The 24779-nt window shown below is 37.5% G+C and carries 25 protein-coding genes, 6 tRNA genes, 1 rRNA gene and 1 riboswitch; of the genes, 26 read left to right on the forward strand and 6 right to left on the reverse strand.

Annotation, left to right across the window (positions count from 1 at the left end; all coding sequences use genetic code 11):
• Positions 1–73: 73 nt before the first annotated feature.
• The 13 genes from rrf (at position 74) to OZX56_RS01395 (ending at position 8387) form a co-directional block, all read left to right on the forward strand.
• A 5S ribosomal RNA gene (gene rrf / locus OZX56_RS01335) occupies positions 74–190 on the forward strand.
• Between the two features lie 12 nt (positions 191–202).
• Positions 203–275: transfer RNA gene (locus tag OZX56_RS01340), tRNA-Asn, on the forward strand.
• Positions 276–281: 6 nt separating this feature from the next.
• Positions 282–371, forward strand: a tRNA-Ser gene (locus tag OZX56_RS01345).
• A gap of 79 nt (positions 372–450) precedes the next feature.
• A tRNA-Val gene (locus OZX56_RS01350) sits at positions 451–523 on the forward strand.
• Positions 524–599: 76 nt separating this feature from the next.
• Positions 600–671, forward strand: a tRNA-Glu gene (locus OZX56_RS01355).
• Between the two features lie 4 nt (positions 672–675).
• Positions 676–748 (forward strand) — tRNA-Val (locus OZX56_RS01360).
• A gap of 64 nt (positions 749–812) precedes the next feature.
• A riboswitch (SMK box riboswitch) is annotated at positions 813–899 on the forward strand.
• A complete protein-coding gene (gene metK, locus OZX56_RS01365) occupies positions 897–2096 on the forward strand; it encodes a methionine adenosyltransferase (protein WP_277139905.1) in 1200 nt (399 codons plus the stop codon). It overlaps the preceding riboswitch by 3 nt.
• Before the next feature lie 18 nt (positions 2097–2114).
• Entirely contained in the window at positions 2115–3569 is a 1455-nt protein-coding gene (locus OZX56_RS01370; RefSeq protein WP_277124856.1) for an MDR family MFS transporter, read from the forward strand.
• A gap of 128 nt (positions 3570–3697) precedes the next feature.
• Entirely contained in the window at positions 3698–5044 is a 1347-nt protein-coding gene (gene rlmD / locus OZX56_RS01375) for a 23S rRNA (uracil(1939)-C(5))-methyltransferase RlmD (RefSeq protein WP_277139906.1), read from the forward strand.
• Positions 5045–5253: 209 nt separating this feature from the next.
• Positions 5254–6258 carry a PTS sugar transporter subunit IIB gene (locus OZX56_RS01380; protein ID WP_277139907.1) on the forward strand — a complete coding sequence of 335 codons (1005 nt, stop codon included), beginning with the start codon at positions 5254–5256 and terminating at the stop codon, positions 6256–6258.
• 15 nt (positions 6259–6273) lie between these two features.
• The gene (locus OZX56_RS01385; RefSeq protein WP_277124850.1) at positions 6274–7080 is read left to right on the forward strand and encodes a PTS mannose/fructose/sorbose transporter subunit IIC; all 807 of its coding nucleotides are present in this window, start codon (positions 6274–6276) and stop codon (positions 7078–7080) included.
• A 26-nt stretch (positions 7081–7106) separates the two neighbouring features.
• Positions 7107–8021, forward strand: a complete 915-nt coding sequence (locus OZX56_RS01390; protein ID WP_277139908.1) for a PTS system mannose/fructose/sorbose family transporter subunit IID — start codon at positions 7107–7109, stop codon at positions 8019–8021.
• Between the two features lie 6 nt (positions 8022–8027).
• Entirely contained in the window at positions 8028–8387 is a 360-nt protein-coding gene (locus OZX56_RS01395) for a DUF956 family protein (RefSeq protein ID WP_277124846.1), read from the forward strand.
• A 50-nt stretch (positions 8388–8437) separates the two neighbouring features.
• On the opposite strand, the gene OZX56_RS01400 is transcribed toward OZX56_RS01395, so the two are convergent.
• Positions 8438–9805 (reverse strand): amino acid permease, encoded by a 1368-nt coding sequence (locus OZX56_RS01400; protein WP_277139909.1) that lies wholly within the window; start codon positions 9803–9805, stop codon positions 8438–8440.
• Positions 9806–9968: 163 nt separating this feature from the next.
• Between OZX56_RS01400 and OZX56_RS01405 the strand changes: the two genes are divergently transcribed.
• A complete protein-coding gene (locus OZX56_RS01405; protein ID WP_277139910.1) occupies positions 9969–10523 on the forward strand; it encodes a GNAT family protein in 555 nt (184 codons plus the stop codon).
• 23 nt (positions 10524–10546) lie between these two features.
• On the opposite strand, the gene galE is transcribed toward OZX56_RS01405, so the two are convergent.
• Complete coding sequence (galE, locus tag OZX56_RS01410) at positions 10547–11536, reverse strand: UDP-glucose 4-epimerase GalE (protein ID WP_277139911.1); 990 nt, start codon at positions 11534–11536, stop codon at positions 10547–10549.
• A gap of 151 nt (positions 11537–11687) precedes the next feature.
• Here galE and OZX56_RS01415 point away from each other — a divergent pair, with 151 nt between their 5' ends.
• From OZX56_RS01415 to OZX56_RS01425, 3 genes are all read left to right on the forward strand, one after another.
• On the forward strand, positions 11688–12446 hold the full coding sequence (locus OZX56_RS01415) for an NADPH-dependent oxidoreductase (RefSeq protein ID WP_277139912.1): 759 nt from the start codon (positions 11688–11690) through the stop codon (positions 12444–12446).
• A gap of 68 nt (positions 12447–12514) precedes the next feature.
• Positions 12515–12587, forward strand: a tRNA-Thr gene (locus OZX56_RS01420).
• Positions 12588–13225: 638 nt separating this feature from the next.
• Entirely contained in the window at positions 13226–13387 is a 162-nt protein-coding gene (locus OZX56_RS01425) for a hypothetical protein (protein WP_277139913.1), read from the forward strand.
• Positions 13388–13625: 238 nt separating this feature from the next.
• On the opposite strand, the gene OZX56_RS01430 is transcribed toward OZX56_RS01425, so the two are convergent.
• Complete coding sequence (locus OZX56_RS01430; RefSeq protein ID WP_277139914.1) at positions 13626–13775, reverse strand: hypothetical protein; 150 nt, start codon at positions 13773–13775, stop codon at positions 13626–13628.
• Between the two features lie 366 nt (positions 13776–14141).
• Here OZX56_RS01430 and OZX56_RS01435 point away from each other — a divergent pair, with 366 nt between their 5' ends.
• From OZX56_RS01435 to OZX56_RS01460, 6 genes are all read left to right on the forward strand, one after another.
• The gene (locus OZX56_RS01435) at positions 14142–15314 is read left to right on the forward strand and encodes an MFS transporter (protein WP_277139915.1); all 1173 of its coding nucleotides are present in this window, start codon (positions 14142–14144) and stop codon (positions 15312–15314) included.
• 79 nt (positions 15315–15393) lie between these two features.
• Complete coding sequence (locus tag OZX56_RS01440) at positions 15394–15744, forward strand: metalloregulator ArsR/SmtB family transcription factor (protein WP_277139916.1); 351 nt, start codon at positions 15394–15396, stop codon at positions 15742–15744.
• Between the two features lie 255 nt (positions 15745–15999).
• Positions 16000–16293, forward strand: a complete 294-nt coding sequence (locus OZX56_RS01445; RefSeq protein WP_277139917.1) for a PBECR4 domain-containing protein — start codon at positions 16000–16002, stop codon at positions 16291–16293.
• Between the two features lie 22 nt (positions 16294–16315).
• On the forward strand, positions 16316–16684 hold the full coding sequence (locus OZX56_RS01450) for a cupredoxin domain-containing protein (protein WP_277139918.1): 369 nt from the start codon (positions 16316–16318) through the stop codon (positions 16682–16684).
• A gap of 16 nt (positions 16685–16700) precedes the next feature.
• Positions 16701–16967 (forward strand): cupredoxin domain-containing protein, encoded by a 267-nt coding sequence (locus OZX56_RS01455; protein ID WP_277139919.1) that lies wholly within the window; start codon positions 16701–16703, stop codon positions 16965–16967.
• Positions 16967–18886, forward strand: coding sequence for a copper-translocating P-type ATPase (locus tag OZX56_RS01460; protein WP_277139920.1), 1920 nt, complete (start codon positions 16967–16969; stop codon positions 18884–18886). Before OZX56_RS01455 ends, OZX56_RS01460 begins: the two co-directional genes overlap by 1 nt.
• Positions 18887–18919: 33 nt before the next feature.
• Here OZX56_RS01460 and OZX56_RS01465 read toward each other — a convergent pair whose 3' ends face one another.
• On the reverse strand, positions 18920–19474 hold the full coding sequence (locus tag OZX56_RS01465; protein ID WP_277124826.1) for a TetR/AcrR family transcriptional regulator: 555 nt from the start codon (positions 19472–19474) through the stop codon (positions 18920–18922).
• 89 nt (positions 19475–19563) lie between these two features.
• On the opposite strand from OZX56_RS01465, the gene OZX56_RS01470 reads away from it, so the two are divergent.
• Entirely contained in the window at positions 19564–21168 is a 1605-nt protein-coding gene (locus tag OZX56_RS01470; protein ID WP_277139921.1) for an FAD-binding protein, read from the forward strand.
• Between the two features lie 94 nt (positions 21169–21262).
• Here OZX56_RS01470 and OZX56_RS01475 read toward each other — a convergent pair whose 3' ends face one another.
• Positions 21263–22342, reverse strand: coding sequence for a lipocalin-like domain-containing protein (locus OZX56_RS01475; protein ID WP_277139922.1), 1080 nt, complete (start codon positions 22340–22342; stop codon positions 21263–21265).
• A 116-nt stretch (positions 22343–22458) separates the two neighbouring features.
• On the reverse strand, positions 22459–23052 hold the full coding sequence (locus tag OZX56_RS01480; RefSeq protein WP_277139923.1) for a TetR/AcrR family transcriptional regulator: 594 nt from the start codon (positions 23050–23052) through the stop codon (positions 22459–22461).
• 154 nt (positions 23053–23206) lie between these two features.
• Here OZX56_RS01480 and OZX56_RS01485 point away from each other — a divergent pair, with 154 nt between their 5' ends.
• Positions 23207–23587, forward strand: a complete 381-nt coding sequence (locus tag OZX56_RS01485; protein ID WP_277139924.1) for a hypothetical protein — start codon at positions 23207–23209, stop codon at positions 23585–23587.
• A gap of 45 nt (positions 23588–23632) precedes the next feature.
• Positions 23633–24763, forward strand: a complete 1131-nt coding sequence (locus tag OZX56_RS01490; RefSeq protein WP_277139925.1) for a lipocalin-like domain-containing protein — start codon at positions 23633–23635, stop codon at positions 24761–24763.
• Positions 24764–24779 lie beyond the last annotated feature (16 nt).

A 24779-nucleotide genomic window follows, 5' to 3' on the forward strand; every position in this document is an offset into this window, starting at 1 on the left:
GGTAAGAGAGTGGAACGGTAAAAGAGTAGATTATATTTAGTTTTGAGTGTAAAAACTCAAAGAGAATAAAAAGTACGGTGGCAAGAGCAAGAAGGAAACACCTGTAACCATGTCGAACACAGAAGTTAAGCTTCTTAACGCCGAGAGTAGTTGGTGGGAAACTGCCTGCGAGGGTAGGACGTTGCCGTGCTTTTTTTAATATTCCGGCTTAGCTCAGTTGGTAGAGCGCTTGACTGTTAATCAAGATGTCGTCAGTTCGAGTCTGTCAGCCGGAGCGCGTTGGAGTGTTGTCCGAGTGGCTTAAGGAGCATGATTGGAAATCATGTATATGGGTTAATCCTGTATCGAGAGTTCAAATCTCTCACACTCCGTATTATGTTTGTCGCTTATTTGCTAATTGAAGTAGACAATACATAATTATTATGCTATTATGTTTTGAAGTGGTAGACTGGAGGATTAGCTCAGCTGGGAGAGCATCTGCCTTACAAGCAGGAGGTCACAGGTTCGAGCCCTGTATCCTCCATTGAGTAGTGGTGGTGTAGTAATTGCACCACCATTACTCATGGATTTGGTTATTAAATTCAAAATATTGTAATTATGACCCGTTGGTCAAGTGGTTAAGACATCGCCCTTTCACGGCGGTAACATGGGTTCAAATCCCGTACGGGTCACTTTGGAGGATTAGCTCAGCTGGGAGAGCATCTGCCTTACAAGCAGGAGGTCACAGGTTCGAGCCCTGTATCCTCCATCGTTCTGAGACTACCGGTTATCGGTAGTCTTTTTTATATGGTATAATTCAGAACGAAATATATTATCGGTTCAAGTCCTGAGAGGATTCACATTGAAGTGGAGATGCCTTGTAACCGAATAGCTATTGTCTATATAGGGGGACTATTATGGAAAAAAGATTGTTTACTTCAGAATCGGTTTCTGAAGGACATCCTGACAAAATCGCGGACCAAATTTCAGATGCGATTTTGGATGCAATTATTAAGCAAGACCCTGATGCCCATGTGGCTTGTGAAACGATCGTTACTACGGGTATCGTATACGTTTTTGGAGAAATATCGACTAGCGCATATGTTGATATTCAGGGAATTGTGCGTAAGACGGTTTTACGGGTTGGTTATGATAAGCCAGAACTTGGTTTTGATGGCAATAATTGTGCGGTATTAGTTGATATTGATGAACAATCACCGGATATTGCCGAGGGCGTCGATAATTCGCTTGAAATTCGTGAGCAAAAAGTTGATACGGATCAACTTGATCAAATAGGTGCAGGTGATCAAGGGTTAATGTTTGGTTTTGCGACTAAAGAAACGCCTGAATTAATGCCGTTACCGATTTCACTTGCGCATCGCTTAATGCGCCAGGTAGCACAATTGCGTAAAGATGATACTTTGAAGTGGTTACGTCCAGATGCCAAGGCGCAAGTAACAGTAGAATATAATGAGCAAAATCAGCCACAACGGGTAGATACTGTACTGATTTCAACTCAAACTGATGATCAAGTTTCAAATAAAGAAATTAGGCAAGCGATGATTGAGCAGGTAATTAAGCAAGTTATTCCTGCTAAGTATCTTGATAAGCAGACAAAATTCTTAATCAATCCTTCAGGTCGATTTGTAATAGGTGGCCCCAAAGGTGATTCTGGGTTAACTGGTCGCAAAATTATTGTGGATACTTATGGTGGCTATGCACGTCATGGCGGTGGTGCCTTTTCAGGTAAAGATCCGACTAAGGTTGATCGTAGCGCTAGCTATGCAGCACGTTACGTTGCTAAAAATATTGTAGCTGCAGGGTTAGCTGAACGTTGTGAAGTGCAACTTGCTTATGCAATTGGAGTCGCTCATCCGGTTTCTGTAATGATTGACACTGCCAAGACCGGTAAAGTAAGTGACGAATTGCTAACTAAGGCGGTTAGAACAATTTTTGATCTGCGTCCAGCAGGAATTATCAAAATGCTTGACTTACAGCGGCCAATTTATGAGCAAACTGCAGCTTATGGCCATTTTGGTAGAACTGACATTGATTTACCATGGGAAAAAACAGATAAAATTGCAGCTTTATGCGATTTTATCAAGCAAAATAAATAATTTAGAAGAGGAGTAAATATGAAAAAAACCAATGTACCAATAGTTACAATTGCGATTTTTATGACAACTTTTATGACTGCAATTGAAGGGACAATTGTGTCAACTGCTATGCCAACAATTGTTTCTGATTTAAATGGTTTAGAAATAATGAATTGGGTTGTTTCAATTTTTCTATTTATGACGGCTGTATCAACTCCTTTATATGGAAAACTGGCGGATAGCATTGGCCGTAAGCCAGTTTTTTTATTTGGAATTGCTTTATTTGTTATTGGTTCTGCACTTTGTGGTCAAGCCAATAATATGATCGAATTAATCTTATTTCGGGTTATTCAAGGACTTGGTTCAGGTGCCGTTCAGCCTGTTGCCATGACTATCATTGCCGATATGTATACTTTAGAAAAACGGACTAAAATGTTGGGATTAAATTCTGGCTTTTGGGGCGTTGCATCAGTTATTGCGCCACTGCTGGGTGGATTTATTGTGCAAAACTTGTCGTGGCATTGGATTTTCTATATTAATGTTCCGATTGGGTTGATTGCTTTGGCATTAGTAGTCATTTTTTTGAAAGAGCCAAAAGAAAAGAAGAGTGCCAAATTAGACTTGCAGGGAACATGCTGGTTAACGGTTTTGCTGTTGACTTTAATGTTTACTTTGCAAGAATTAGGGACGTTAAAGCCTGTAATAATTGGTTTGCTGATTATTTTAATTGGGATTAGTGCAGTTGCCTTTTATCATGCAGAAAAGCGCGCAGCAGATCCAATTATGCCGTTGTCAATGCTAAAGAATAAGGAATTTTTAGCAGTAAACTTAATTACCTTATTTATCGCTGGAATTGTTATTGGTTTTGAATTTTATATTCCAACCTGGATGCAAGGAATTTTGGGGACTAGTGCCACAATTGCTGGCTTTGCAGTAACACCAAGTTCAATTATGTGGGTCGTTGGCTCATTCTTTATTGGTGGTATGCTCAGCCGTTGGGGAGTTCGTAATACCTTCTTTGGCTTATTGAGCCTACTATTAGTTGCTGATGTGTTGTTATTAATAGTTCCTCTACATACTCCATTTTGGGTCTTTTGCGTAATTGCAACGTTAAATGGTTTTGGCTTTGGTTCAATAATAACGGCTGCACAAGTTCGTTCGCAGGTTTTAGTTGATGCTGAAAACGTTGGGGTTGCTACTTCTTTTAATACATTGATGAAATATTTAGGACAGACCATGTTAGTTTCTATTTACGGAATTGCCTTTAATACGGTAGTTGCTGATCAATTACGTCATTATCCCAAGTTAACACAGGGAATGATGAATAAAATTGTTTCTTCAGCTAAAGCCAAGGAATTAGCAGCTAACTTAGTTCCACAACTACGGCAAGTATTGTTTAGTGCTTTAAAAGGTGTCTACGTTATTTCCTTTATTGCGATTATTGTTTCGTTTGTGTTTAATTTTCTCTATAAAGGACGTAAAACAGAAGAATAATTGTTGATTTTGAGGCTAAGTAGGATCAGATCATGATGTTACTTGGCTTTTTATTTGTTATTATTGTTTAAAATAATTGTCCCTAGTAAAATATAATTATAAATAGTGTTTGTAAAAAAGGACCGAAGATGGAAAAAAATCAAATTATTGAATTAGAAATTACCGATTTGTCATACGAAGCAATGGGTGTTGCACATTATGAAGGCATGACAGTTTTTGTAACTAATGCTTTGCCAGGTGAAGTAGTTAGTGCAAAGGTGCTAAAAGTTAAGAAGCGCTTTGCCTTTGCTAAGATTGAAAAAATTATTAAGAAGAGTCCCAATCGAGTTGAAATTGAACTCAACCAATGGGTGCAAACAGGTCTAGCCTCACTAGCCCATCTTAGTTATGATCAGCAGCTTGAATTTAAACGTGAGCAGGTAGTAAATTTACTCAAAAAGGCTCACTTAGACCAAGTTGAAGTTGGTCAAACGGTGCCAAGTCCTGATCAAACTGGTTATCGTAATAAGGCCCAAGTTCCAGTGAGAATGGTCAATGGACAGCTTGAGATTGGCTTTTTTAGAAAACATTCCCATGATTTAGTCCCACTAACTAATTTCTTTACTACTGATCCAGAAATTGACCGAGTTTTAGTTAAAGTAAGGGATATTTTGCGGGAGAACAAAGTTCCAGCTTATGATGAGGTGCACAATAGCGGTGAAGTACGTTATCTTGATGTACGTCGCAGTCAGGCAACTGGCGAAATCATGGTAATTTTAGTTTGCTTAGATAAAGATTTTGCACAATTACCGCAAGTAGCAGAAGAAATTAAACAGATTGCCGGTGTCACTAGTTTGGTACTGAATCATAATCCTAAGAAAACTAACGTTATTTTGGGTAAAACGGATTATTTAGTGTTTGGTTTACCGCAAATTACAGATCGCATAGGTGAAGTTGAATTTAAAATTTCACCTGAAAGTTTCTTCCAAATCAATTCTAAGCAGACACCAAGATTGTATGATTTGGCCATTAAGCAAGCGCAACTTAAGCCAACAGATGTTGTTATTGATGCGTACTCTGGAATCGGTACAATTGGTCTGAGCGTTGCTAAGCATGTTAAAAGTGTCCGCGGAATCGAAGTAGTGCGTGATGCTGTTAAAGATGCTAATAATAACGCTGAATTAAATGATATTCATAATGCCAAATATTTTGCTGGTAAAGCTGAAGAACTAATGCCGCGTTGGGCTAAAAAAGGAATTACAAGTGATGTAATTTTTGTTGATCCACCAAGAAAAGGCCTGACACCGGAGTTTATTGAAGCCGCAGTTAAGACCGGTCCGCAAAAGATTGTCTATATTTCTTGTAATCCTGCAACTATGGTGCGGGATTTACAAGAATTCCAAAAGCAAGGATATGATTTTAATCGAATCGATCCAGTTGATATGTTTCCACAGACTCCTCATGTTGAGGCTGTCACGGTGCTTACCAAAAAATAACTTAATCAGGCACAACTTATAAAATATTTTTAAAGCTTAGCTCATGAAACTATTAGACTTTCATGAGCTTTTTATTTTATCCACAGCAAAAACTATTTTGTTGATATCATTGAGTTTTGACGGGTATTTACTGTGGATAAGTTATTTATTAACTCTACTTGTATGGTATAATTGGAGCGGATACATTTATTTTAAAAGGGGGAATTCGCATGGTGGGAATTATATTAGCCAGCCATGGTGGGTTCGCTGATGGGATCGCGCAATCTGCGCAGATGCTGTTTGGCGGACAAGAAAATTTTGCCCATGTCATTTTGACACCTGAAGAAGGGCCAGATGATATTCGCAATAAGATGGAGCAGGCTGTAGCTTCATTTAAAGAGTGTACGGATGTACTGTTTTTAGTTGATCTTTGGGGAGGAACCCCCTTTAATCAGGCTAATGGGTTACTTGAAAAACATCCTAATTGGGCAGCAGTTGCTGGAATGAATTTACCAATGGTTGTTGAAGCTTTAACGCAGCGTTTGACTAATCCGGATGCTTCGGCGCATGAAATCGCGACTGCAATTGTGGAACCGGCTAAAGATGGTGTTAAAACTAAGCCAGTTGACTTGATGCCGCAAAACAGCCAAAAACAAGCAGCACCAAAGGAAAGCATAGCTAAACAAGCAATTCCTGAAGGTACTGTTGTTGGTGACGGTAAAATTAAGATTGTGTTAGCACGAATTGATTCAAGGTTATTGCATGGTCAGGTAGCTACGGGCTGGATTCCGACGATGCATCCTGATCGGGTGATCGTGGTTTCAGATAGTGTTGCCAAAGACGAAATGCGCAAAAGTATGATTCGTGAGGCAGCGCCTGCCGGTGTTAAGGCACATACAGTTCCACTAGCTAAAATGGTTGAAATTGCTAAAGACCCACGTTTTGGTGATACTAATGCTTTGCTATTGTTTGAAAATCCTGAAGATGTTTTAGCAGTAATTAAAGCCGGTGTTGAGATCGAAACGGTCAATGTGGGTTCGATGTCGTATGCACCAGGCGATGTTAATGCGAATAATGTGTTATCAATGAATCAAAAAGACGTGGATACTTTCCACGAACTTGAAAAATTGGGTGTTAAGTTTGATGTGCGGAAGGTACCAACTGATAAGACGGGTGCTTTAGAACCAATTCTCAATAAGGCACAGAATTTACTTAATGAGCAAAAGAATAAATAAAAGGAGAGCGAAAAAATGAACGCTATTCAAATGATTTTAGTGGTTCTAATTGCCTTTCTCGCAGGGATGGAAGGAATCTTGGACCAATGGGAGTTTCACCAACCATTGGTGGCTTGTACATTAATCGGTTTGGTAACTGGACACCTTGACTTAGGGATTATTCTTGGTGGGCATTTACAAATGATTGCTTTAGGTTGGGCTAATATTGGTGCGGCGGTTGCACCAGATGCAGCGCTAGCTTCAGTAGCATCGGCAATTATTTTAGTTCAAAGTGGCAAAGGTACTGATGGTATCGGGATGGCCACGGGAATTGCGATGCCGTTAGCTGTTGCTGGGTTATTTTTAACCATGATCGTACGGACTATTTCCACAGGGATTGTCCATATTATGGATGCAGAAGCTAAAAAGGGTCATTGGCGCAAGATTAATATGTGGCAATGGATTGATGTTTGTTTACAAGGATTAAGAATTGCTATTCCGGCTGGCTTACTACTATTAATTCCAACTTCGACTGTGCAGTATTGGCTTGGATTAATGCCAAAATGGTTAAGTGATGGAATGTCAATCGGTGGTGCCATGGTGGTGGCTGTTGGTTATGCAATGGTTATCAACATGATGGCTTCTAAAGAAGTATGGCCATTCTTTGCTATTGGTTTTGCATTAGCAGCAATCAAGGACTTAACCTTGATTGCTCTAGGCGCAATTGGTCTAGCGATGGCGATTATGTATCTGGCACTTGAATCAAAAGGCGGCAATGGTGGTACTAATTCGCAAGCAAGCGATACTGGTGATCCACTCGGCGATATTATTGATGACTATTAAAGTGATATTAAGAGGAGGATTTTATAATGGCTGATAAAAAAATAACATTGACCAAGGCCGACCGCTTCAAAGTTATGTGGCACTCGCAATTTTTGCAGGCTTCTTGGAACTATGAAAGAATGCAAAATGGTGGTTTTGTCTATTCGATGATTCCAGCATTAAGAAAGTTATATCCGAAAAAAGATGAATTAGCAGAAGCTTTAGAGCGGCACCTAGTCTTCTTTAACGTGCACCCGTATCTAGCTTCCCCGATTCTAGGAGTTACCTTAGCGCTAGAAGAGGATAAGGCTAATGGGGCTGAAGTTGAAGATGAGGCGATTCAAGGTGTGAAGGTCGGAATGATGGGACCTTTAGCTGGTGTTGGTGACCCAGTCTTTTGGTACACGGTTCGGCCAATTGTTGGCGCACTTGGTGCATCGATGGCGATTCAAGGTAATATCTTGGGACCAATCTTATTCTTCGTAATTTGGAACGTAGTGCGCTTAGCATTCATGTGGTATACGCAAGAATTTGGTTATAAAGCTGGTTCAGCAATTACTAACGATGTATCTGGTGGATTGCTGCAAAAGGTAACCCGTGGCGCGTCAATGATGGGGATGTTTGTCCTTGGTTCGTTAATTGAACGTTGGGTTAATATTAACTTCACGCCAATTGTTTCTAAGACACCTGTACAAAAAGGTGGCTACATTGATTGGGGGTCCTTACCAGCAGGAGCTAAAGGAATTCAACAGGCGTTGTTGCAACAGCAACAAGGATTGTCGTTAACTAATTTTAAGACGACGACGCTGCAACAGAATCTTGATAGCTTAATTCCGGGATTAGCCGGATTATTGCTGACATTCTTCTGTATGTGGTTACTCAAGAAGAAGATTTCACCAATTGTGATCATCATTGCGATTTTCATTGTTGGGGTTGTCCTGCATGTTTTGCACGTTCTTTAATTTTATATGGTTAAATCGAGTAATGCCGTAAGTGAGTTATCGATTAGCGCGACTTGGTTTCGGGGCGTCGCGACTTATGGCAAGGTAATGATTGGCGATCATGCTTTTGAATTCTATAATGACCGTCATCTTGAAGATTATGTCCAGATACCGTGGGATGAAATCACCTATGTTGTGGCAGATGTTCATTTTGGTGGACATTATATTCCGCGATTTGAATTACGGACTAAAAGTAATGGAACGTTTATTTTTTCAACGCGAAAAAATAAACAGACGCTACATGCAATTCGTAATCATTTTCCGGCTGATAAAATGCGCAAGTCATTAACTTTATGGCAAAAAATCAAAGCTAATTTTACTAAATAGAGCATAAAAATACCTCCTTAATTTTGATAGTTAAGGAGGTGTTTTTTTAATTAATTTTGTTTTGTACGAAATATTTTAGTGCTAGCAGCTAAAACTGCAAATAACACGATCGCGGCAATCATTGAAACACGATTGTCTGGTAGGATAAGCAGTAAAACAATCATTGAGACAAAGAATAAAATAGTTGCGTAATCAAGGTATGGGAATCCCGGCATCTGAAATTCAGTTAGCTGATCAGGAGCTGTATTTTTACGGTAAGCAATGTGAGTTAAAAGCATCAAACACCAAATGATTAAAAACATACTTGTTGAAGTTGATGAAATAAAGCTAAACGCTTGATCACCAATTACAACGATAATAATTGGTGCTATTGCCATTAGGCAGGCAGATAGCATCAATGCGTTTTGTGGTAGTTGTCTGCGCAAATGGCCAAAGGTCTGACTCCATTTTCCTTTACCATCAAATGAGACTGAAAACAGGATGCGTCCCGCACTATATAAAATACTGTTGGTTGAAGAAACCGCGGCAGAGATAACCACGAAGTTAATAATTGATCCAGCGTTCCGAATTCCAGTTGCTCCAAGCGCCTGGACGAATGGACTAGAGTTAGTGGCTACCTTATTCCAAGGGATGACTACTAGGATAGCGACAATAGCTAGCACGTAGAATAAAATGATTCTTAGTGGTACCTCATTAATTGCTTTTTTAATTGTGGTTTGTGGATTTTGAGCTTCAGCAGCGGTTAAACCAACTAATTCTACGCCGACAAAACTAAAAATCACCATTTGAAATCCTGACCAGAAGCCAGAACTGCCTTTAGCAAAAAAGCCACCATGTTTGACTAGATTATCAAGTGCGACTGGGCCAAAGCTGGTTTGATCGCCTTTTATTAGTAAAAAGCCAACTAGTAATACAAAAGCGATAATCGTCACAATTTTAATAATGGCAAAACTAAATTCTAGGTTGCCGAATAGTCGAGCTGATAGCAGATTAATAAATAGCAAAACAACAATAGTAACCAGCCCTGGAATCCAAGTAGGTAAATGAGGGAACCAATACTGAAAGTAAATTCCTAAAGCGGTCATTTCAGCCATCCCCAAGGTAATCCAACTGAGCCAATAGAGGTAACCTGTGATATGGCCAATATCATTACCTAAATATTTTTCGATGAAATCGATGTAGGTATGCTTGGATAAATCGGAAACAATTAATTCGCCTAATGCCCGCATTAATAGAAATAGAAAAATTCCGACAATAATATAAATTAAAATTACACTTGGACCAGCTGCTTGAATACTATTACCCACACCGAGAAATAGCCCAGTCCCGATGGTACCGCCTAACGCAATTAATTGAATATGTGCATTGGTCAGGGTACGCTCATAGCCAGTGCTATTTTTAGGATCTTCCTTACTCATTAAACTACTCCTATTCTTAAATAATATATAACACCTTATTATTGTAGCAAATTTGAATGATTTATGCTTTACTGGGACTGTTAATATTAAATGATAGTGGTAAATAAGATTGTTTTTTTGCCGAAATATCAGTATTATTAAGAAATGGTTAAGGAGGTTAAAAATGTTTAAACTTACAGAGTTTATGGTTAATGATTTAGCAATTCAACTGGTTTTGCCAGAAGTCAGTCAAGCAGAAGCGATCTATCAACAAGTAGCTGACAGTCGTGCTAGTCTTGCTCGCTTTCTGCCTTGGGCTAAGTCGATGTCGAGTGTGCAAGATGAAGCAGAATTTATCAAAATGACTAGAACTAAAACTGCTAATTATGAAATGTTAGAATTGGTGATTACTGTTGCTGGTCAGCCAGCGGGAATGTTAGATTTACATCAAGTTGATTGGACTAATGAAAGTGCGGAAATTGGCTATTGGTTAGGCGAGTCATATCGGGGTAAAGGGATTATGACTGAAAGTGTGCGGCAATTAGTAGCCATCGCTTTTAATGAATTAGGCTTGCACAGACTTAACTTATTAGCAGATCATAAAAATACGACCAGTCGTGCTGTTGCACAACGTTTGAATTTTACCCATGTGGCACTTTTACGAGATGAATTTAAGCATGATAACCAATTTCACGATATGGATTTATATACGATAATTAATGAAATAAAAAATGACTAGCTCAGTTTGCTAGTCATTTTTGTTTAATCATTATAGCCTTGGGGATGAGTTTGGTGCCACTTCCAAGCACTAGTCATAATTTCTGTTGCACTTTCATGACGAGGCTGCCAGTTAAGAATAGTGCGAGCCTTAGTTGAATCAGCAACTAGCGAATCTGGATCGCCGGCACGGCGTGGCCCAATGGTATAGGGAATTTCTTTGCCAGTTACGCTACAAGCAGCTTGCAGGATTTCTAAATTAGAATAACCGTGTGCTGTACCTAAATTGAAGACATCTGATTGATTAGTTTTGACTAAGTGATTTAAGGCTAACAAGTGAGCATCAATTAAATCTTCAACTTGGACATAGTCGCGCACATTAGTTCCGTCAGGAGTGTCATAGTCATTACCAAAAATAGTAAATTGTCCATCACCTGAAACTGCACTGCGTAAAATATTTGGAATTAAATGGGTTTCTGGGCTGTGATCTTCACCAATACTGCCATCGCTTAAAGCACCAGCAACGTTGAAGTAGCGCAAGGCAATTGACTTAATGCCGTCAGCCTTGTCTGCCCAATGCATAATCTTTTCCATCATGGCCTTGGTGTCACCATAAGGATTAATCGGATTCAGCAGTGAATCTTCGGTAATTGGCAGTTTTTGCGGGATACCATAAGTTGCAGCGCTAGAAGAAAAGACGAGATACTTAACATCAGCATCTTTCATTGCTGTCAAAAGGGCGATCATGCCAGAAACGTTGTTATCATAATATTTGAGCGGCTTTGCTACAGACTCTGGTACTAAAGAATATGCGGCAAAGTGCATGACTGCATCAATTTTTTCATTACGCAAAATTTGGCTGACTAAGAACTGATTTTGGAGATCGCCTTGGTAAAACTTGGCTTTAGGATCGACCGATTTTCGATGACCGGTGTATAAAGCATCCAATACGATTACTTGATTGCCAGCTGCCAGCAACTTCTTGACTGCGATTGAACCGATATAACCGGCTCCACCAACGACTAATATACGCATAATTGCCTCCAATTAAGAATCTGGTTTTAGTTAAATTTTACCATAGCTATTAGGAAAAAAGTTTAACTTTTCGCAAAATAGGTTTAATTGACACTAAGCAAAATTTGCCATAAACTTACTTTTAGTAAGAAATAGAGAAAGAGGTAAGTAAATGATTCATAATGAAACAATCGATCAGCAACTTGAGCATCGTTCAATTCGTAAATTTAAGGCTGAAACTTTAAGTGTAGACGAGTTAACTACTTTATACACGGTTTTTCAACATACAGCGACCAGCATGTTCATGCAAAATGCTTCGTTATTGCATATTACGGACGAACATAAGAGAGCGCAAATTCGGCAATTGTGTAACCAACAATATGTTGGTTCAGAAGGTGATTTGTTCATCTTTGTCGTGGATTTATATCGTAATCAGCAAATTCGCCAGCAATTGGGACAAGATGATGGACGAGTGCATACGACTGATATTTTCTTTCAGGGATTGGATGATACTTTGTTATCTTTTCAAAATGTCGCCAATGCGGTAGAGAGCATGGGATTGGGCATGGTGCCACTTGGTACGATTAACGACCACCCGTTAGAAATGCTCAAAGTTCTGGATTTGCCTAAGTTAACTTTTCCAGCGTTAGGAATGCAGGTAGGCGTACCTGATCAACAGCCACAACTCAAGCCGCGTTTACCACTGAAATTTACTACCTTTGAAAATGAATATCCACGCGATTTTAAAGTAAGTGATTTAGCAGATTATGATGCTGAAGTGACGACTTACTATGATTTGCGGGATGCTAATCGCCGCATTGATTCATTTACTAAGCAAATTACTGGCGACAAGCTGAACGACAAGCGGATTGATCGTGACCAATTACCGCAACTATTGCATGAGCAGGAATTATGTCTTGATTGGCAATAATCAGCAAAGGAGTGTAATTTAATTTGCACGCCTTTTTTAGTTCTGGTATAATTTAAACGTTGCGAGTTGCTGATTTAGCTCAGTTGGTAGAGCGTTTCCCTCGTAAAGAAAAGGTCGCCAGTTCGATTCTGGCAATCAGCATTTTTAATAGTAATTCAAAGTAATCAACCTTGATTTATCAACGTTTTTCGAAGATAAGTTAAGGTTGATTTTTGTTAATAATAGATATTTGGCACCAAAAATGGCACCAATAAAATTGATGTGGTGCCAAAATTGAAATGGTGGAGCAGAATATATGTTGAAATGGTGGGCTTTATACCCGCTTTTTATGCTGGAATATGTAAATTGATTTAAGAGAGATTTATTCTAAACACATGCTTTTCTCTTGAAGATAATTGAGTTAAATAATTATCGTACATTTTAGATAGTATTTTATCTTTAGTAAGCTCAGAATGATTAAATTTTTTAAAATTGTGCATAGGTTATATCTGTAAACTCTTTTAAATGAATATTGATCTGTGAAGTATTAAATGAATATTGATCTGTGAAGTATTAGATACAAAAACTATGACCTAATCGATCCAATAATCAGTAATCACGAAAATAATGTAAATTACGAATTTACCGATAAATTCATAATTAATTTTTGTTATAATTAATAGTGAACATGAGCAAAAAGCTAGATAGTGGTGACTAATTTCTAGACTGAGGAAGTGGTTCCTATGGTGTAACAGCTATCAACCTTAGATTTCTAAAGAAAGGATTAGTCAAGTATCCACATGGATATTGTTATTGCCTTTGGTCTAACCATTGCAATAATTATTTTGGTATTGGCGACAGTAGTTAAGCAATTAAATCTGCTTATTACTGAAATTATCAAGATAGTTAACGCTTTGAACAAGCTAAAGGCTGCTTTAAAGAAATTTAAAGCGAAAAAATAACCGCTCTAGTTCGATGGCTGGCGGTTATTAGTTGTAATAATTGTTAAGTCACCGCTTTTTATGCGGAAACCCATGTTCAGGAAGTCTTAATGCCAATAGGGCTTCCTTTTTGTTTACAACAATATTATAGCATGATCCTAAAGAGTAGGCAATTTAATAATTTTTTGGGTTAGTGTCAACTTTTTGTGGGTAATAAACTCTTAGCCTTTACCTGCTGCTTTTCGTAGTTTTTGCTTTTTTAAATTATTTGCTCTGGTAATTCAATTAATTGTCCACCATTAATGATTCCTTGATTCCAATAATGGGGCTTGGCTGCTTCTCCAAACTCAGCCTGCAACTCTTCATAGTACGGTAAGCTCTTGGCTTTAACCCGTTGATCTACTTGCATAATTCTTTGCGCTTTAGCAGTTTCGTTAGCGTAAAGTATTTGTGAGGAAAATAAAAAAAGAAGTTTACTACAAGCCTTACAACTTTTGTTAGATAATTTGACTGCTAATGCTAATAAGCTACTGGGTAATCAGCATTTTTAAGAGAAATTCAAAGTAATCAACCTTGATTTATCAACATTTTTCGAAGATAAGTTAAGGTTGATTTTGTTTAATAATAGATATTTTTGAGTAAGACATATGCTGAAATGGCAGGCTTTATGCTCGCTATTTTTGTGTAACTGTGAGTAATTATAAAAAATCTGTTTGACTTCATATTTATATATCTATATAATTCGATATATAAATTAGAAGGAGGGCTAAATAAAATGTTTTTAAATTATAAAAAGTCTGAAAATACAGTAGGACTTTTAACGTTAGGGCTAGGCGGTTTTGGTATAGGTCTAGCTGAACTGGGAATTATGGGATTGTTACCCAATATTGCTGAAAGTTTTTCAATTAGCGAAAGCTTAGCTGGGTATTTGGTTTCTGGATATGCTTTGGCAGTTGCAGTTGGTGCTATTTTGATTCCCTTAATTTTTCGAAAAACCGAACGTAAAAAATTGCTTTTAGGGTTAATTATACTTTTTATCATTGGCAATGCGCTTTCGGCATTATCGGCTAATTATTTAATGTTGCTAATTGGTCGAATTATTGCGGCTTTATGTCATGGTGCTTTTTTTAGTGTAGGTTCAGTCGTAGCTGCTGCTTTGGTTCCTGAAAACAAAAAGTCTAGTGCAATCGCTATAATGTTTGCTGGATTGACTGTTTCAAATGTTGTTGGTACGCCATTAGGTACTTTTTTGGGACAAGCTGCTGGTTGGCGGATAACTTTTTGGGCGATTACTTTAATTGGAGTTTTAACTTTTATTGGCATCACTTTCTTTATTCAGGTAACTGTGACAACAGAAAAAGATTTGCAACTTAGCCAGGAAATTATTATTTTCCGTAAGCCACAAGTTTGGTTGTCAACTTTGGTTAGCATTCTAACCTTTGGTGGACTGGTTGGACCATACTCTTACGTTGCTTTTATTTTAACTAAAGAAACTCATTTTCAAACTTCGGAGGTTCCTTGGATACTATTAGTATTTGGTGTTGGAACTTTAATTGGTAATTTTATCGGTGGGAAAGCGGCTGATCATAATCTTGATCAAGCCTTATTGAGTATTATTTTGGGTATGGTTGTAGTCCTAAGTATTCTTTTTGTGATCATTCATAATCAAATATTAACCATTATTTGTATGTTTTTGTGGGGTTTAATTGGCTACGCAACTGCTCCGGGTTTACAAACACGTTTGATGAATTATGCTGCTGAAGCTCCAACGTTAGGATCAGGTGTTAATATTGCTGCTTTAAATGTTGGTAATGCTGTTGGTGCCTGGTTAGGTGGATTAACAATAGAGGCTGGCTTTGGCGCAGCGTCACCTTTGGGTGTTGGTGTAATTCTTAATATTGGTGCATTAATTATTTTAACTATTTCGGTATTTTTGAATAAAAAGTAAAATGATTTGTTCTTTCACAGCAAGCGAAAAATCATTTATACTAGAGAGGGGATAAAACATGTAACAGAGAGGTTTTATAATGGCAATGGCGCAAAAAAACATTAGTGAAGAGCAAATAAATGAGCTTACGCAATTCTTAAAGGCCTTAAGTAATCCAATACGGCTAAAAATCTTGATTTATCTACAAGAACCACGACGCTATTTTCCAATTGAGCAGGCAATTGCTGACCCAGATACTGTTGGTGTTTGTGTAACACAAATTCAAGAAAAGGTAAATTTGGCACAGTCTACTGTTTCTTCTTATATGGCAACTTTGGAAAGAGCGAATCTGGTTATTTCAACGAGAGTAGGTAAATGGACGCATTATAAAAGAAATGAGCAGCAGATTCAGAAATTTACTGAATTATTAAGCAGCAAATTGTTGCAATAAAGCCGTATTATCCAAGAAATTTTGATGGTTAATAATACTTGCTTTATATTTCAAAAGTCATGTAACATAACTTTTGAAAGCAGATAACTAGAGTATCTGTTAGATGTAGATCTGAGTTAGGTGAATTGGACTTAGTTGCACTTTCTCAAGGAGTCTTTGAAGGGTTGTGTGTGAACACCTCGAGCCAATAGAAAACACTCATTGTGAATAATTTTAGGAACTCTTAGGAGTTCCTATTTTTTTGAGAGAAAATAAATGATGGTTGAAAAATCTGAAAAGGACTTATTAATAACAGCTGCAAGAGAGTATGAAAAGCTAATTGATAAAAAAATCAAAATGATACTAGGACATAAAGGAAAAAGTGAATCTGTCACTATTCTTTTTGATGCTAGTGACTTTCATCATTTGGCTGGCTTACATAAATTAACTGAGTATCGCAAGAAACCAGGCAATCAGCCTGTTTTTTTGTATAATTTGAGCCAAAAAAGTTGCAGTAATGTTTACAAATGTAAATCATGTGGTATCATAAATATAAGTTTACAAGTGTAGACAGTGATTTGGGAGAATAATTATGAGGATCAGTGTAGCAATTATTGGATTAATATTAATCGGCTTTATTGTTTGGTGGTTTTTTGGTAAACATGATGTGCAAACTGAGCAAGCAACGATAGCTTCTGCAAAACAAAAAATTAATATTGAAGTTAAAGGTGGATACTCACCAGAAAAGATAATCTTGCAACAGGGCGTACCAGCAACGCTCAACTTTACAAGAAGTGATTCGTCGAGCTGTCTCGATCATGTGATTTTCCCTGACTTTGGGATTAATCAAGAGTTGCCGCAGGGTAAAGCAGAACAGATAAAGATTGATACCAGTAAGCCAGGTGAATATAGCTGGCAGTGTGGTATGAACATGTTTCATGGCACGCTGATCGTGAAATAGTTTGGAGGTAATTAAGATGGAGCAAAATCAAGCCAAAGTAATTGTTGATGGTGGCTTTAAACCTGATGTTGTTAGTTTAAAAGAAGGCTTTCCTGCACAACTTATTTTTATCAGAACTAGTGATCAAGGCTGTTTAAATCACGTGAATTCTACTACGCTAGCTTTTTCTGCTGAATTACCGCTTAATCAGCCAGTTACGGTTAATCTGCAGCCTTTAAAATCGGGGAATTATGATTTTAGTTGTGGTATGGAGATGTTTTTTGGCAAAGTCGTGGTTGAGTAATGAAGCTTAAAACTCGTTTTTGGATTTCATTAATATTATCGTTGCCAATGCTAGTATCAATGCTTGTAGAACCTTTTACAGGCTGGATGTTACCGGAATGGGCCATGTGCGTTTTAACTACAATTATTATGCTAATTTCGGCTAGGCCATTTGTTCAGTCTGCTTGGGCATCATTCAGCAAGCACCATGCCAATATGGATACACTGGTTGCGCTTGGTACTTTAACGGCTTATTTATACAGCGTTTATGCAATGGTGACAGGTAAAAGTGTCTTCTTTGAGAGTGCAGCGTTTGTGATAACATTTGTTTTGCTAGGACAAGTTCTAGAAGAAAAGATGCGCGATAACGCTTCTAACGCGATTGACAAGCTAGTAGGTTTGCAAGCGAAGGATGCATTGGTAAGAAGGAACGGAGCTTTTGTCAAAGTGCCAATTGATGAAGTCAATGTGGGAGATTTCGTCCAAGTTAAGCCTGGACAAAAAATCCCGGTAGACGGCGTAGTTTCTTCTGGCAGTTCAACGATTGATGAATCAATGGTCACAGGTGAAAGTATGCCCGTGCAAAAGAAAATAGGTGACAAGGTAATTGGCTCAACCATCAATACTAATGGCACTCTGATTTTTGAAGCGCAAAAAGTCGGCAGCGATACTATGTTATCCCAAATAGTTGACATTGTGAAAAAAGCCCAAAATAGCCATGCACCGATTCAAAATTTAACCGATAAGGTTTCCGACGTTTTTGTTCCCACAGTGCTAATAATCGCCATTGCGACTTTTATTATCTGGTATTCGCTGATTGGCGCCAATATTGCTGATGCACTAATTTTTGCGGTTTCAGTAATGGTAATCGCCTGTCCTTGTGCTTTAGGTCTTGCTACGCCTACGGCACTAATGGTTGGTACTGGTAAGGGTGCCAAAATGGGAATTTTAATTAAAAATGGTGAGGTATTAGAAGCAGCCAACAATTTGGATACAATAGTCTTTGATAAGACTGGTACCATTACCAACGGCACTCCGGTAGTAACTGATATTATCGGTGAAGATCAAAACAGGATTTTAGCAATTGCTTCGAGTTTAGAAGCAGCTTCTGAACATCCTCTTGCAGCAGCCATTTTAGCAAGTGGCAAAGAGCATAATGCCAAAATTACTAAAGTTGATAATTTTAAGGCGGTTGAAGGACAAGGTATTGTTGGGGAACTTGCTGGAGAAAAAGTCTTGGTTGGCAGTAGCAAGCTATTTAGTAACGAGAATTTAACTATTGATTCTGAAGTAGAAAAAAGCATACAGCGATTGCAAGCAGAAGCTAAGACAGTTGTTTTGGTGGGACTTAACAGGTCTGTTATTGGTGTGATTGCTATTCAGGATGCTCCTAAGCCAACTACTAAAACTGCAATCACCGCGCTGAAAAAACAAGGCTTACGAACGGTAATGCTAACTGGAGATAACAAGTTAGTTGCACAAGCAATTGCCAAGCAAGTTGGTATCGAGCAAGTTATCGCTGATGTATTGCCGATAGATAAGGCTAATAAAATCAAAGAATTACAAGCTTCTGGTAAAGTTGCCTTTGTCGGTGATGGAATTAATGATGCTCCCGCTTTAACACAAGCTGATGTCGGTATTGCCATGGGGTCTGGGACAGATATTGCTATTGATTCTGGTGGCATTGTCCTTGTTAAAAATGATTTGCTCGACGTTGCTAAAGCATTAGAATTAAGTAAGCAGACCTTTAACAGAATAAAATTGAATTTATTTTGGGCGTTTATTTATAATATCTTGGGAATTCCAATTGCCGCAGGTTTCTTTGCCAGTTTTAATTTGGTTCTCAGTCCGGAAATAGCGGGATTAGCGATGGCTTTTAGCTCATTATCTGTTGTAACTAGCTCAATTTTACTGGGTAAATCTAAGATAAAGGTAGCTTAGACCATGTATTAATTGCCTTATAAAGAATAAATTTTATTGTAAATCTGGAAAACATTGTTCAATGGTTGCAACTATTGATTCTCTGGAAACCTTATTGCTATTTAAAATACAATAGGTCATTAAGCTTTGCAAACCACCAACACTGTAATAAAATAATTGCTTATTATTTCCACTCTCTAAATCCCATTTAAAAAATTTTTCTACCATTTCTTTGGTATAGATATTGGTATTAGTAATTAATAATTCATTTAAATCATGATCTTCTAAAAAGTCGATAAAGTCATCTTTAAGTACCTTATCTACAAAGGCGTTCCAAAAGTCATGGTTAGTAATATCTTTCTTTTTTATGGTTTGACTAAAAAAGTTCTTGAAGTCTTTATCTAAATAGTTAATTAGAATATCTTCTTTGTGAGTATAATAGCGATAAAACGAGGTTCTTGAAACTCCAGCCCGTTTACAAATTTCACTTATTTTTATTTTAATAAACTTTTTTCTTTGCATTAGTTGAATTAAGGCAATAAAAAGATATTTTTTGGTTAAAGTTTCCTTTTCAGTATATTGCTTGTTACATTTTTTACTATCTGTCACAATAACTCCTCAAAAGCTAGCGCTTTCAAAAATACTATAGTATAACAACATTGTAGGCACAATCGTTTTACTTGAGAAAGGAAGTTAACATGACTACAAGTACTGAAATCATTGAAAAGTGGAGTAAGAAACCACAAGATATAGAGGATATCAAAGAAACTCGAACAGCTGATATTGTGATAGTTGGAGCAGGCTTAGGCGGAATGGTCGCCGCTGCAAAAGCATCAGAATTAGGTTCAACAATAGTTATAGATAAGATGCCACATATTGCTGCTGTTCGTCAAGCTGAATGGGCTTTTGATTCAAAATTTCAACGTGATGCTGGTAAAACTTTTACAGCTGAGGAAAGAGAAACAATTATTGGTGACTTAATGCGCGATGATCACTGGTCGATGGCTAATCAAGCAGTGGTAACCTCTTTTGTTGATCAGAGTGGTCCTTTAATTGATTGGATTAAGCCGATTATAGAAGAAAACTCGGATATTAGGTTGGAACTTGAACCAGGATGGGGCCCATATGGTATTTCCTATGGAAGACCAGGTTATCCAGAACCAGATTGGTTTGTACCGTTAAAGAAGTACATGGAAAAAAATGGTGCTCAGATTATTTTGAATATGCGCGGTGAGCAATTGGTTCAAGACGGTAATGGTAAGGTTACGGGTATAATTGCTAAAAATGAAGCTGGAGAATATATTAGATATAATGCTAATAAAGGCGTTATTTTAACTACCGGTAGTTTTGGTAAGAACCAAGAAATGATGGAGGACTTCTATCCACGTGAGGAAAGATATTCTCATGATATGTTTTACCCGCAATCAACTGGAGATGGCCACATTATGGCTTTACAAGCTGGTGCTGATATGGAATCAATTGCTTGGGGCGATAGCTTTTTAACTTCAGATGTTAGATTTAATAATCATACAAACTCGACTAGTTTAGCTGACATCGTTTACTGGCCAGCATATGCTTGTTTACCGCAATTGTATGTTAATCATAATGGTGAACGCTTCATTAATGAAGGTGGGTACAAGGCTGGAGAAAATCCATTGTTTTGTGATACAGCCAATGAAATGAGAATTGCAGATGGCATTTTTTGGCAAACACCAGATAATAAAGCCTGGTCAATCTTTGATGACAAGACAGAAGAAAAGTTGGATAAAAAAGCTAAGACCAAAGAAAATGGTGTCTTGCACATTGGTGGTGTAACTACTAGTTGGCCATCACCAGGTATGAATAATCGTAAGAAGTTGGAACGTGATGTTAAGGATGGTATTACCGTTAAAGCTGATACTATTGAAGAATTGGCAGCTAAGATTAATGTTCCGGTAGATAAGTTAAAAGCTACAGTTAAGCGCTACAATGAAATGTGTGCTCAGGGTACAGATAGTGACTTCATTAAAGAGCCTATTTGGCTTAATTCAATTGATGAAGGACCATTTTATGCTTCTAGAATTACTTCAACTCCTTGCTGTACGCGTGGTGGAATTGTAATTGGCCCTCATGGTCAAGTTATGGACCGTAAAGGTAGACCTATTGAAGGCTTGTATGCTGGTGGTACTACAGCTGGTTCAGCATTGGGCTGGCAAACAACAATCAACATTTGTATAGTTTCACAAATGTTTGGTTGGTTAGGTGTTCAAGATGCTTATGGCGTTCTAAAGACACCAATTCACAGTTATGAAAAATTAGTATAGGGACTTATACGTGCGTTACTAATATGGCTTAAAATAAATAGTCTTAATAGCTGGAATAAAGAGCTATTAAGACTATTTTTGATTTATCTATTTTTTAAACATCCAGCGTTTTACCAAAATACATTTCTTCCCATAAACCTTGGCTAGACTGTGTTTCTATAACTTGGTCGTCATCAAACACCTCTAACTTAATCTTACCGGAGAACCGTAAGTATGCGCCATCAAAGCCGGCTAATTTGGCTAATAACTTCTTAATTCCAGAAATTTGATCGATGAAAGAGATTCTGCTGATTGTTTTTTCGCGAAGGTAAGATATTTTGTAGTGATGCTTACCATCATTATAATCGTAAATAATTTGATTATGAAAAGGCTTTTTTGTTTGTTCATCAATTTGTTTGTCTTGTTCAGAATAGGTCATATATTTAGGATTGTCAGCTAAAACTTGATCTTTTTTAGCCAAAAAGAAAATTGGTAACTTTTGGTAGCCATATTTTTTCTCAGCAGTCATATAACTAGAAATAACCGTGTAATCGCCAATATTAGCGCGCCCCCAGTACCAGTGATGCATAACTTTCATTAGAGCGACATCGCCCCAATTATGATCATGATAGCAGTCGCCGGTTAAAGTTTGTTCTTTTGACGCAATGGTTACTTTAGCAGTAACTTTTCCGCGCGGAGTGGCAGGTAACCAACCAAAGTTGTTTTCATCGTGATCACCAAAAAAGATACAGACATTACGCCGCCAGGCAGGAGTGACGTTGTCAAATTCTAGTTCAACGGTAATCTTCGGAGAAAACACCCCGATTTGATAATGCTTTAGATTGCCTCTGAAGTAATTTTGCCCGATTTTGACATTACAATCATCTTTGGCAGCTGAAAATTCTGCTGGCGTAAATTCAAGATGATCGCTAATTTTGCTGCCATCTGCTTGAGTATGTTCAATATCTATAGAAGGTTCCAACTCACTACCAGGATTAACCGCGGATTTAGCAAAAAAGGTAATCACTAATTGTGAACCATCATTTAGGTTTGCATCAAAATACCACCATTCATAAGTTCCTTTGGTATTTGGATTAGTTCTAATACCATCTTCCCAAGTGGCAATTGTGTGTTTATTTATATCATATTTCTTAAAATCTTCGCTAGTATCAGCTAAACGTGCTCGTTGTGTCATGTGATTCGTCCTTTATGATTGCTAGTAATTTACTTACTACTATACAACTTCACCATAAGCTGATATTAGTCATGTGTCAATTTTTTTGCTGGGAATAAAAGTGGAGTTTAGTCAGACTATGTTTGATAGTTAAAGAAAATTCCATTAGTAATGATTGGACTAATAATGGTAGCTAACAGTTCACTGAACTCTTGAGGACTTTTTTGAAAATTGGTTTTCACCCATTCAACGATTAGGTTAATAATTAATCCGGTTAGAGCTGCTGAAGCATAGTTTTCTGGAATTGCAAGATATTCAGTTAAGTGTTTTTGTTGCCAGATCTTTTGATCTGCTGTAGTTAATTTGCTAATGAATGCTGGTGCACTTGCACTAGATAACAAAACAGAAAATTTTTGTTTATTATGATAAATGTAATTGATAAATTCGTGATAGTAATTTTCAAGTTGTGCAGAATCAAGTTCCTTAGTGAATAATTGCGGCGCTTGATTAGCTGTCTGCTCGAACTCAGAAATTAAGTCTTGCTCGACAGACTCAAGCAATGCAAATTTATTAGCAAAATATTTGTAGAAAGTTGCGCGGTTGACTTGAGCTAGGGCTAGAATTTCTTTAATACTTATTTTCGAAAAGTCTTTGGTTTCCAGTAGCTGCCAAAAAGCTTCTTTAATTGCATGTTTGCTTTTTTGAATTCGTTTGTCTTCTGATTTGGTCATAAGTAGTTACCTTCTGTGATATTAAACTTTTAGTTATAGTTTATTGGTTGACATAAGCGATATTCGTATTATACTTCAGTCATAATAAATAATAAACTTAAGTTTATTATTTAGTGTGAAAGGTAGCTTATAGATATAGAAAGGGACTATAAAATTGACCGAAATAGAAACAATGCACTATTATGTGTTAAAGAAGAACCATGCAAAAATGGTAGCGGCTTTAGATAAGGCTTTGGACTATCAACGCCAGAATCCAGCATTGATTCGATATACTTTATCTAGAACATTTTTCCGTGAGGATCCAGACAATCCTGACCGTGAGATTTGGATGTTAATTGATGAATCGACCAATCATGATGATTATGCAAAGACAATGCTTTCAGCACAAGAGGATCCAACAGCTGAAGAATTTCGCGAAGCATTTCTTGACTTTGCAGTCCCAGCATCAGCTTCATTGAGCGGAGTGCCGTCATTAGACCATGTCGTTTGGCAAGAAATTCCTGAAATGCACGTTGAATTACCAGAAAATAAATAATATTTACTAACTAGAGCTAAATTTTTCTTAGCAGGAGGTATTAAAATGTCACAAGGTAGAATTATGAATCGTCCTGAGGATTATAAAAAGTTAGGAATTAACCCAAACAAAGTCGAAGCTTCAGAAGATGGTCGCAGGGATAATGATCAACCGGGTCATGCTGAAGTTTGGTACTTAGATTGCAGTTTTGATGATAAATCAACGCTTGTCTTGGGTTTTAGACCTAAGTCAGTTGATCATGTTGATCAGGCAGGGGATAATCCGAACGTTGCTATTAATTATACTAGTGCAGCTGGTAAGCCATTTTATGATTATCGGTTGTATGACGTGCAAGATACCTTCTCTAGTCGGGATAAGCTTGACTTAAAATGGGGTCCTAGTACTTTAGTTGGTAAAGACTGGCAAGAATATGATATTCATATTGAGCCAGAGCCTGATCAAGAAATCGTAATGGAAGGCAAGAGGTCTGTTAAGCACCAGACGGCAGTTGATCTGCATTTTAAAGCTCAAGTGAAGCCGTTTAGACCTGGTAGTGGTTATATTACCTTTGGACCAAATGATGAATATTATTATAACTTCATTTGTGTAACTAAACTATCTGTTAGTGGTAAGGTGACAATTGCAGGTGAAGAAAAAGCAGTTACTGGATCGGCTTATTATAACCACCAATGGTTTAATATCAGTCCTGTCAATGCTTTTCATCATTGGGTTTGGGGTAGACAAAACATTGGTAATTATAGTGTCTTACTTTATGACATGGTCGGTGCTGATCGCTTTGGCCAACCGAGAATCCCATTATTAACTATTGATGATAATCAGGGCAAGCGAATTTTTGAAAATACCAGTGCTGATGATGTTAAAGTTGAGATTTTGGATACTTATGTGCAAAAAGAAACCAATAAGGTGATGCCTAAAAAATTGCATTACGTTTTTACACATCCGGATATTCAAGTTGAGTATACTATTAGCAACCCTAAGGAGATCAATACGATTGATATCTATGGAATGTCGCCTACTGCTGCGCAGAAACAGTTTGATAAAATGGAAATGCAACCAACCTATACTAGATTTTTGGCGACCACAGAATTGAAAATTACTCGTTCAGGAAAAACAGAAACAATTGCAGGTTCAATGCTTTATGAAATTAATTTTGTAGCTAAGAGTTTGCAGGATTAAACCAAAAAATAGGAAC

Origin of the sequence: Lactobacillus sp. ESL0684 (assembly GCF_029392675.1) — a bacterium.
Taxonomy (GTDB): domain Bacteria; phylum Bacillota; class Bacilli; order Lactobacillales; family Lactobacillaceae; genus Lactobacillus.

What these genes read in the sequence shown, in the direction of transcription:
- metK (WP_277139905.1), top strand. Translation starts at nt 897, where the DNA reads ATGGAAAAAAGATTGTTTACTTCAGAATCGGTTTCTGAAGGACATCCT.
- OZX56_RS01370 (WP_277124856.1), top strand. Translation starts at nt 2,115, where the DNA reads ATGAAAAAAACCAATGTACCAATAGTTACAATTGCGATTTTTATGACA.
- rlmD (WP_277139906.1), top strand. Translation starts at nt 3,698, where the DNA reads ATGGAAAAAAATCAAATTATTGAATTAGAAATTACCGATTTGTCATAC.
- OZX56_RS01380 (WP_277139907.1), top strand. Translation starts at nt 5,254, where the DNA reads ATGGTGGGAATTATATTAGCCAGCCATGGTGGGTTCGCTGATGGGATC.
- OZX56_RS01385 (WP_277124850.1), top strand. Translation starts at nt 6,274, where the DNA reads ATGAACGCTATTCAAATGATTTTAGTGGTTCTAATTGCCTTTCTCGCA.
- OZX56_RS01390 (WP_277139908.1), top strand. Translation starts at nt 7,107, where the DNA reads ATGGCTGATAAAAAAATAACATTGACCAAGGCCGACCGCTTCAAAGTT.
- OZX56_RS01395 (WP_277124846.1), top strand. Translation starts at nt 8,028, where the DNA reads ATGGTTAAATCGAGTAATGCCGTAAGTGAGTTATCGATTAGCGCGACT.
- OZX56_RS01400 (WP_277139909.1), bottom strand. Translation starts at nt 9,805, where the DNA reads ATGAGTAAGGAAGATCCTAAAAATAGCACTGGCTATGAGCGTACCCTG.
- OZX56_RS01405 (WP_277139910.1), top strand. Translation starts at nt 9,969, where the DNA reads ATGTTTAAACTTACAGAGTTTATGGTTAATGATTTAGCAATTCAACTG.
- galE (WP_277139911.1), bottom strand. Translation starts at nt 11,536, where the DNA reads ATGCGTATATTAGTCGTTGGTGGAGCCGGTTATATCGGTTCAATCGCA.
- OZX56_RS01415 (WP_277139912.1), top strand. Translation starts at nt 11,688, where the DNA reads ATGATTCATAATGAAACAATCGATCAGCAACTTGAGCATCGTTCAATT.
- OZX56_RS01425 (WP_277139913.1), top strand. Translation starts at nt 13,226, where the DNA reads ATGGATATTGTTATTGCCTTTGGTCTAACCATTGCAATAATTATTTTG.
- OZX56_RS01430 (WP_277139914.1), bottom strand. Translation starts at nt 13,775, where the DNA reads ATGCAAGTAGATCAACGGGTTAAAGCCAAGAGCTTACCGTACTATGAA.
- OZX56_RS01435 (WP_277139915.1), top strand. Translation starts at nt 14,142, where the DNA reads ATGTTTTTAAATTATAAAAAGTCTGAAAATACAGTAGGACTTTTAACG.
- OZX56_RS01440 (WP_277139916.1), top strand. Translation starts at nt 15,394, where the DNA reads ATGGCAATGGCGCAAAAAAACATTAGTGAAGAGCAAATAAATGAGCTT.
- OZX56_RS01445 (WP_277139917.1), top strand. Translation starts at nt 16,000, where the DNA reads ATGATGGTTGAAAAATCTGAAAAGGACTTATTAATAACAGCTGCAAGA.
- OZX56_RS01450 (WP_277139918.1), top strand. Translation starts at nt 16,316, where the DNA reads ATGAGGATCAGTGTAGCAATTATTGGATTAATATTAATCGGCTTTATT.
- OZX56_RS01455 (WP_277139919.1), top strand. Translation starts at nt 16,701, where the DNA reads ATGGAGCAAAATCAAGCCAAAGTAATTGTTGATGGTGGCTTTAAACCT.
- OZX56_RS01460 (WP_277139920.1), top strand. Translation starts at nt 16,967, where the DNA reads ATGAAGCTTAAAACTCGTTTTTGGATTTCATTAATATTATCGTTGCCA.
- OZX56_RS01470 (WP_277139921.1), top strand. Translation starts at nt 19,564, where the DNA reads ATGACTACAAGTACTGAAATCATTGAAAAGTGGAGTAAGAAACCACAA.
- OZX56_RS01475 (WP_277139922.1), bottom strand. Translation starts at nt 22,342, where the DNA reads ATGACACAACGAGCACGTTTAGCTGATACTAGCGAAGATTTTAAGAAA.
- OZX56_RS01480 (WP_277139923.1), bottom strand. Translation starts at nt 23,052, where the DNA reads ATGACCAAATCAGAAGACAAACGAATTCAAAAAAGCAAACATGCAATT.
- OZX56_RS01490 (WP_277139925.1), top strand. Translation starts at nt 23,633, where the DNA reads ATGTCACAAGGTAGAATTATGAATCGTCCTGAGGATTATAAAAAGTTA.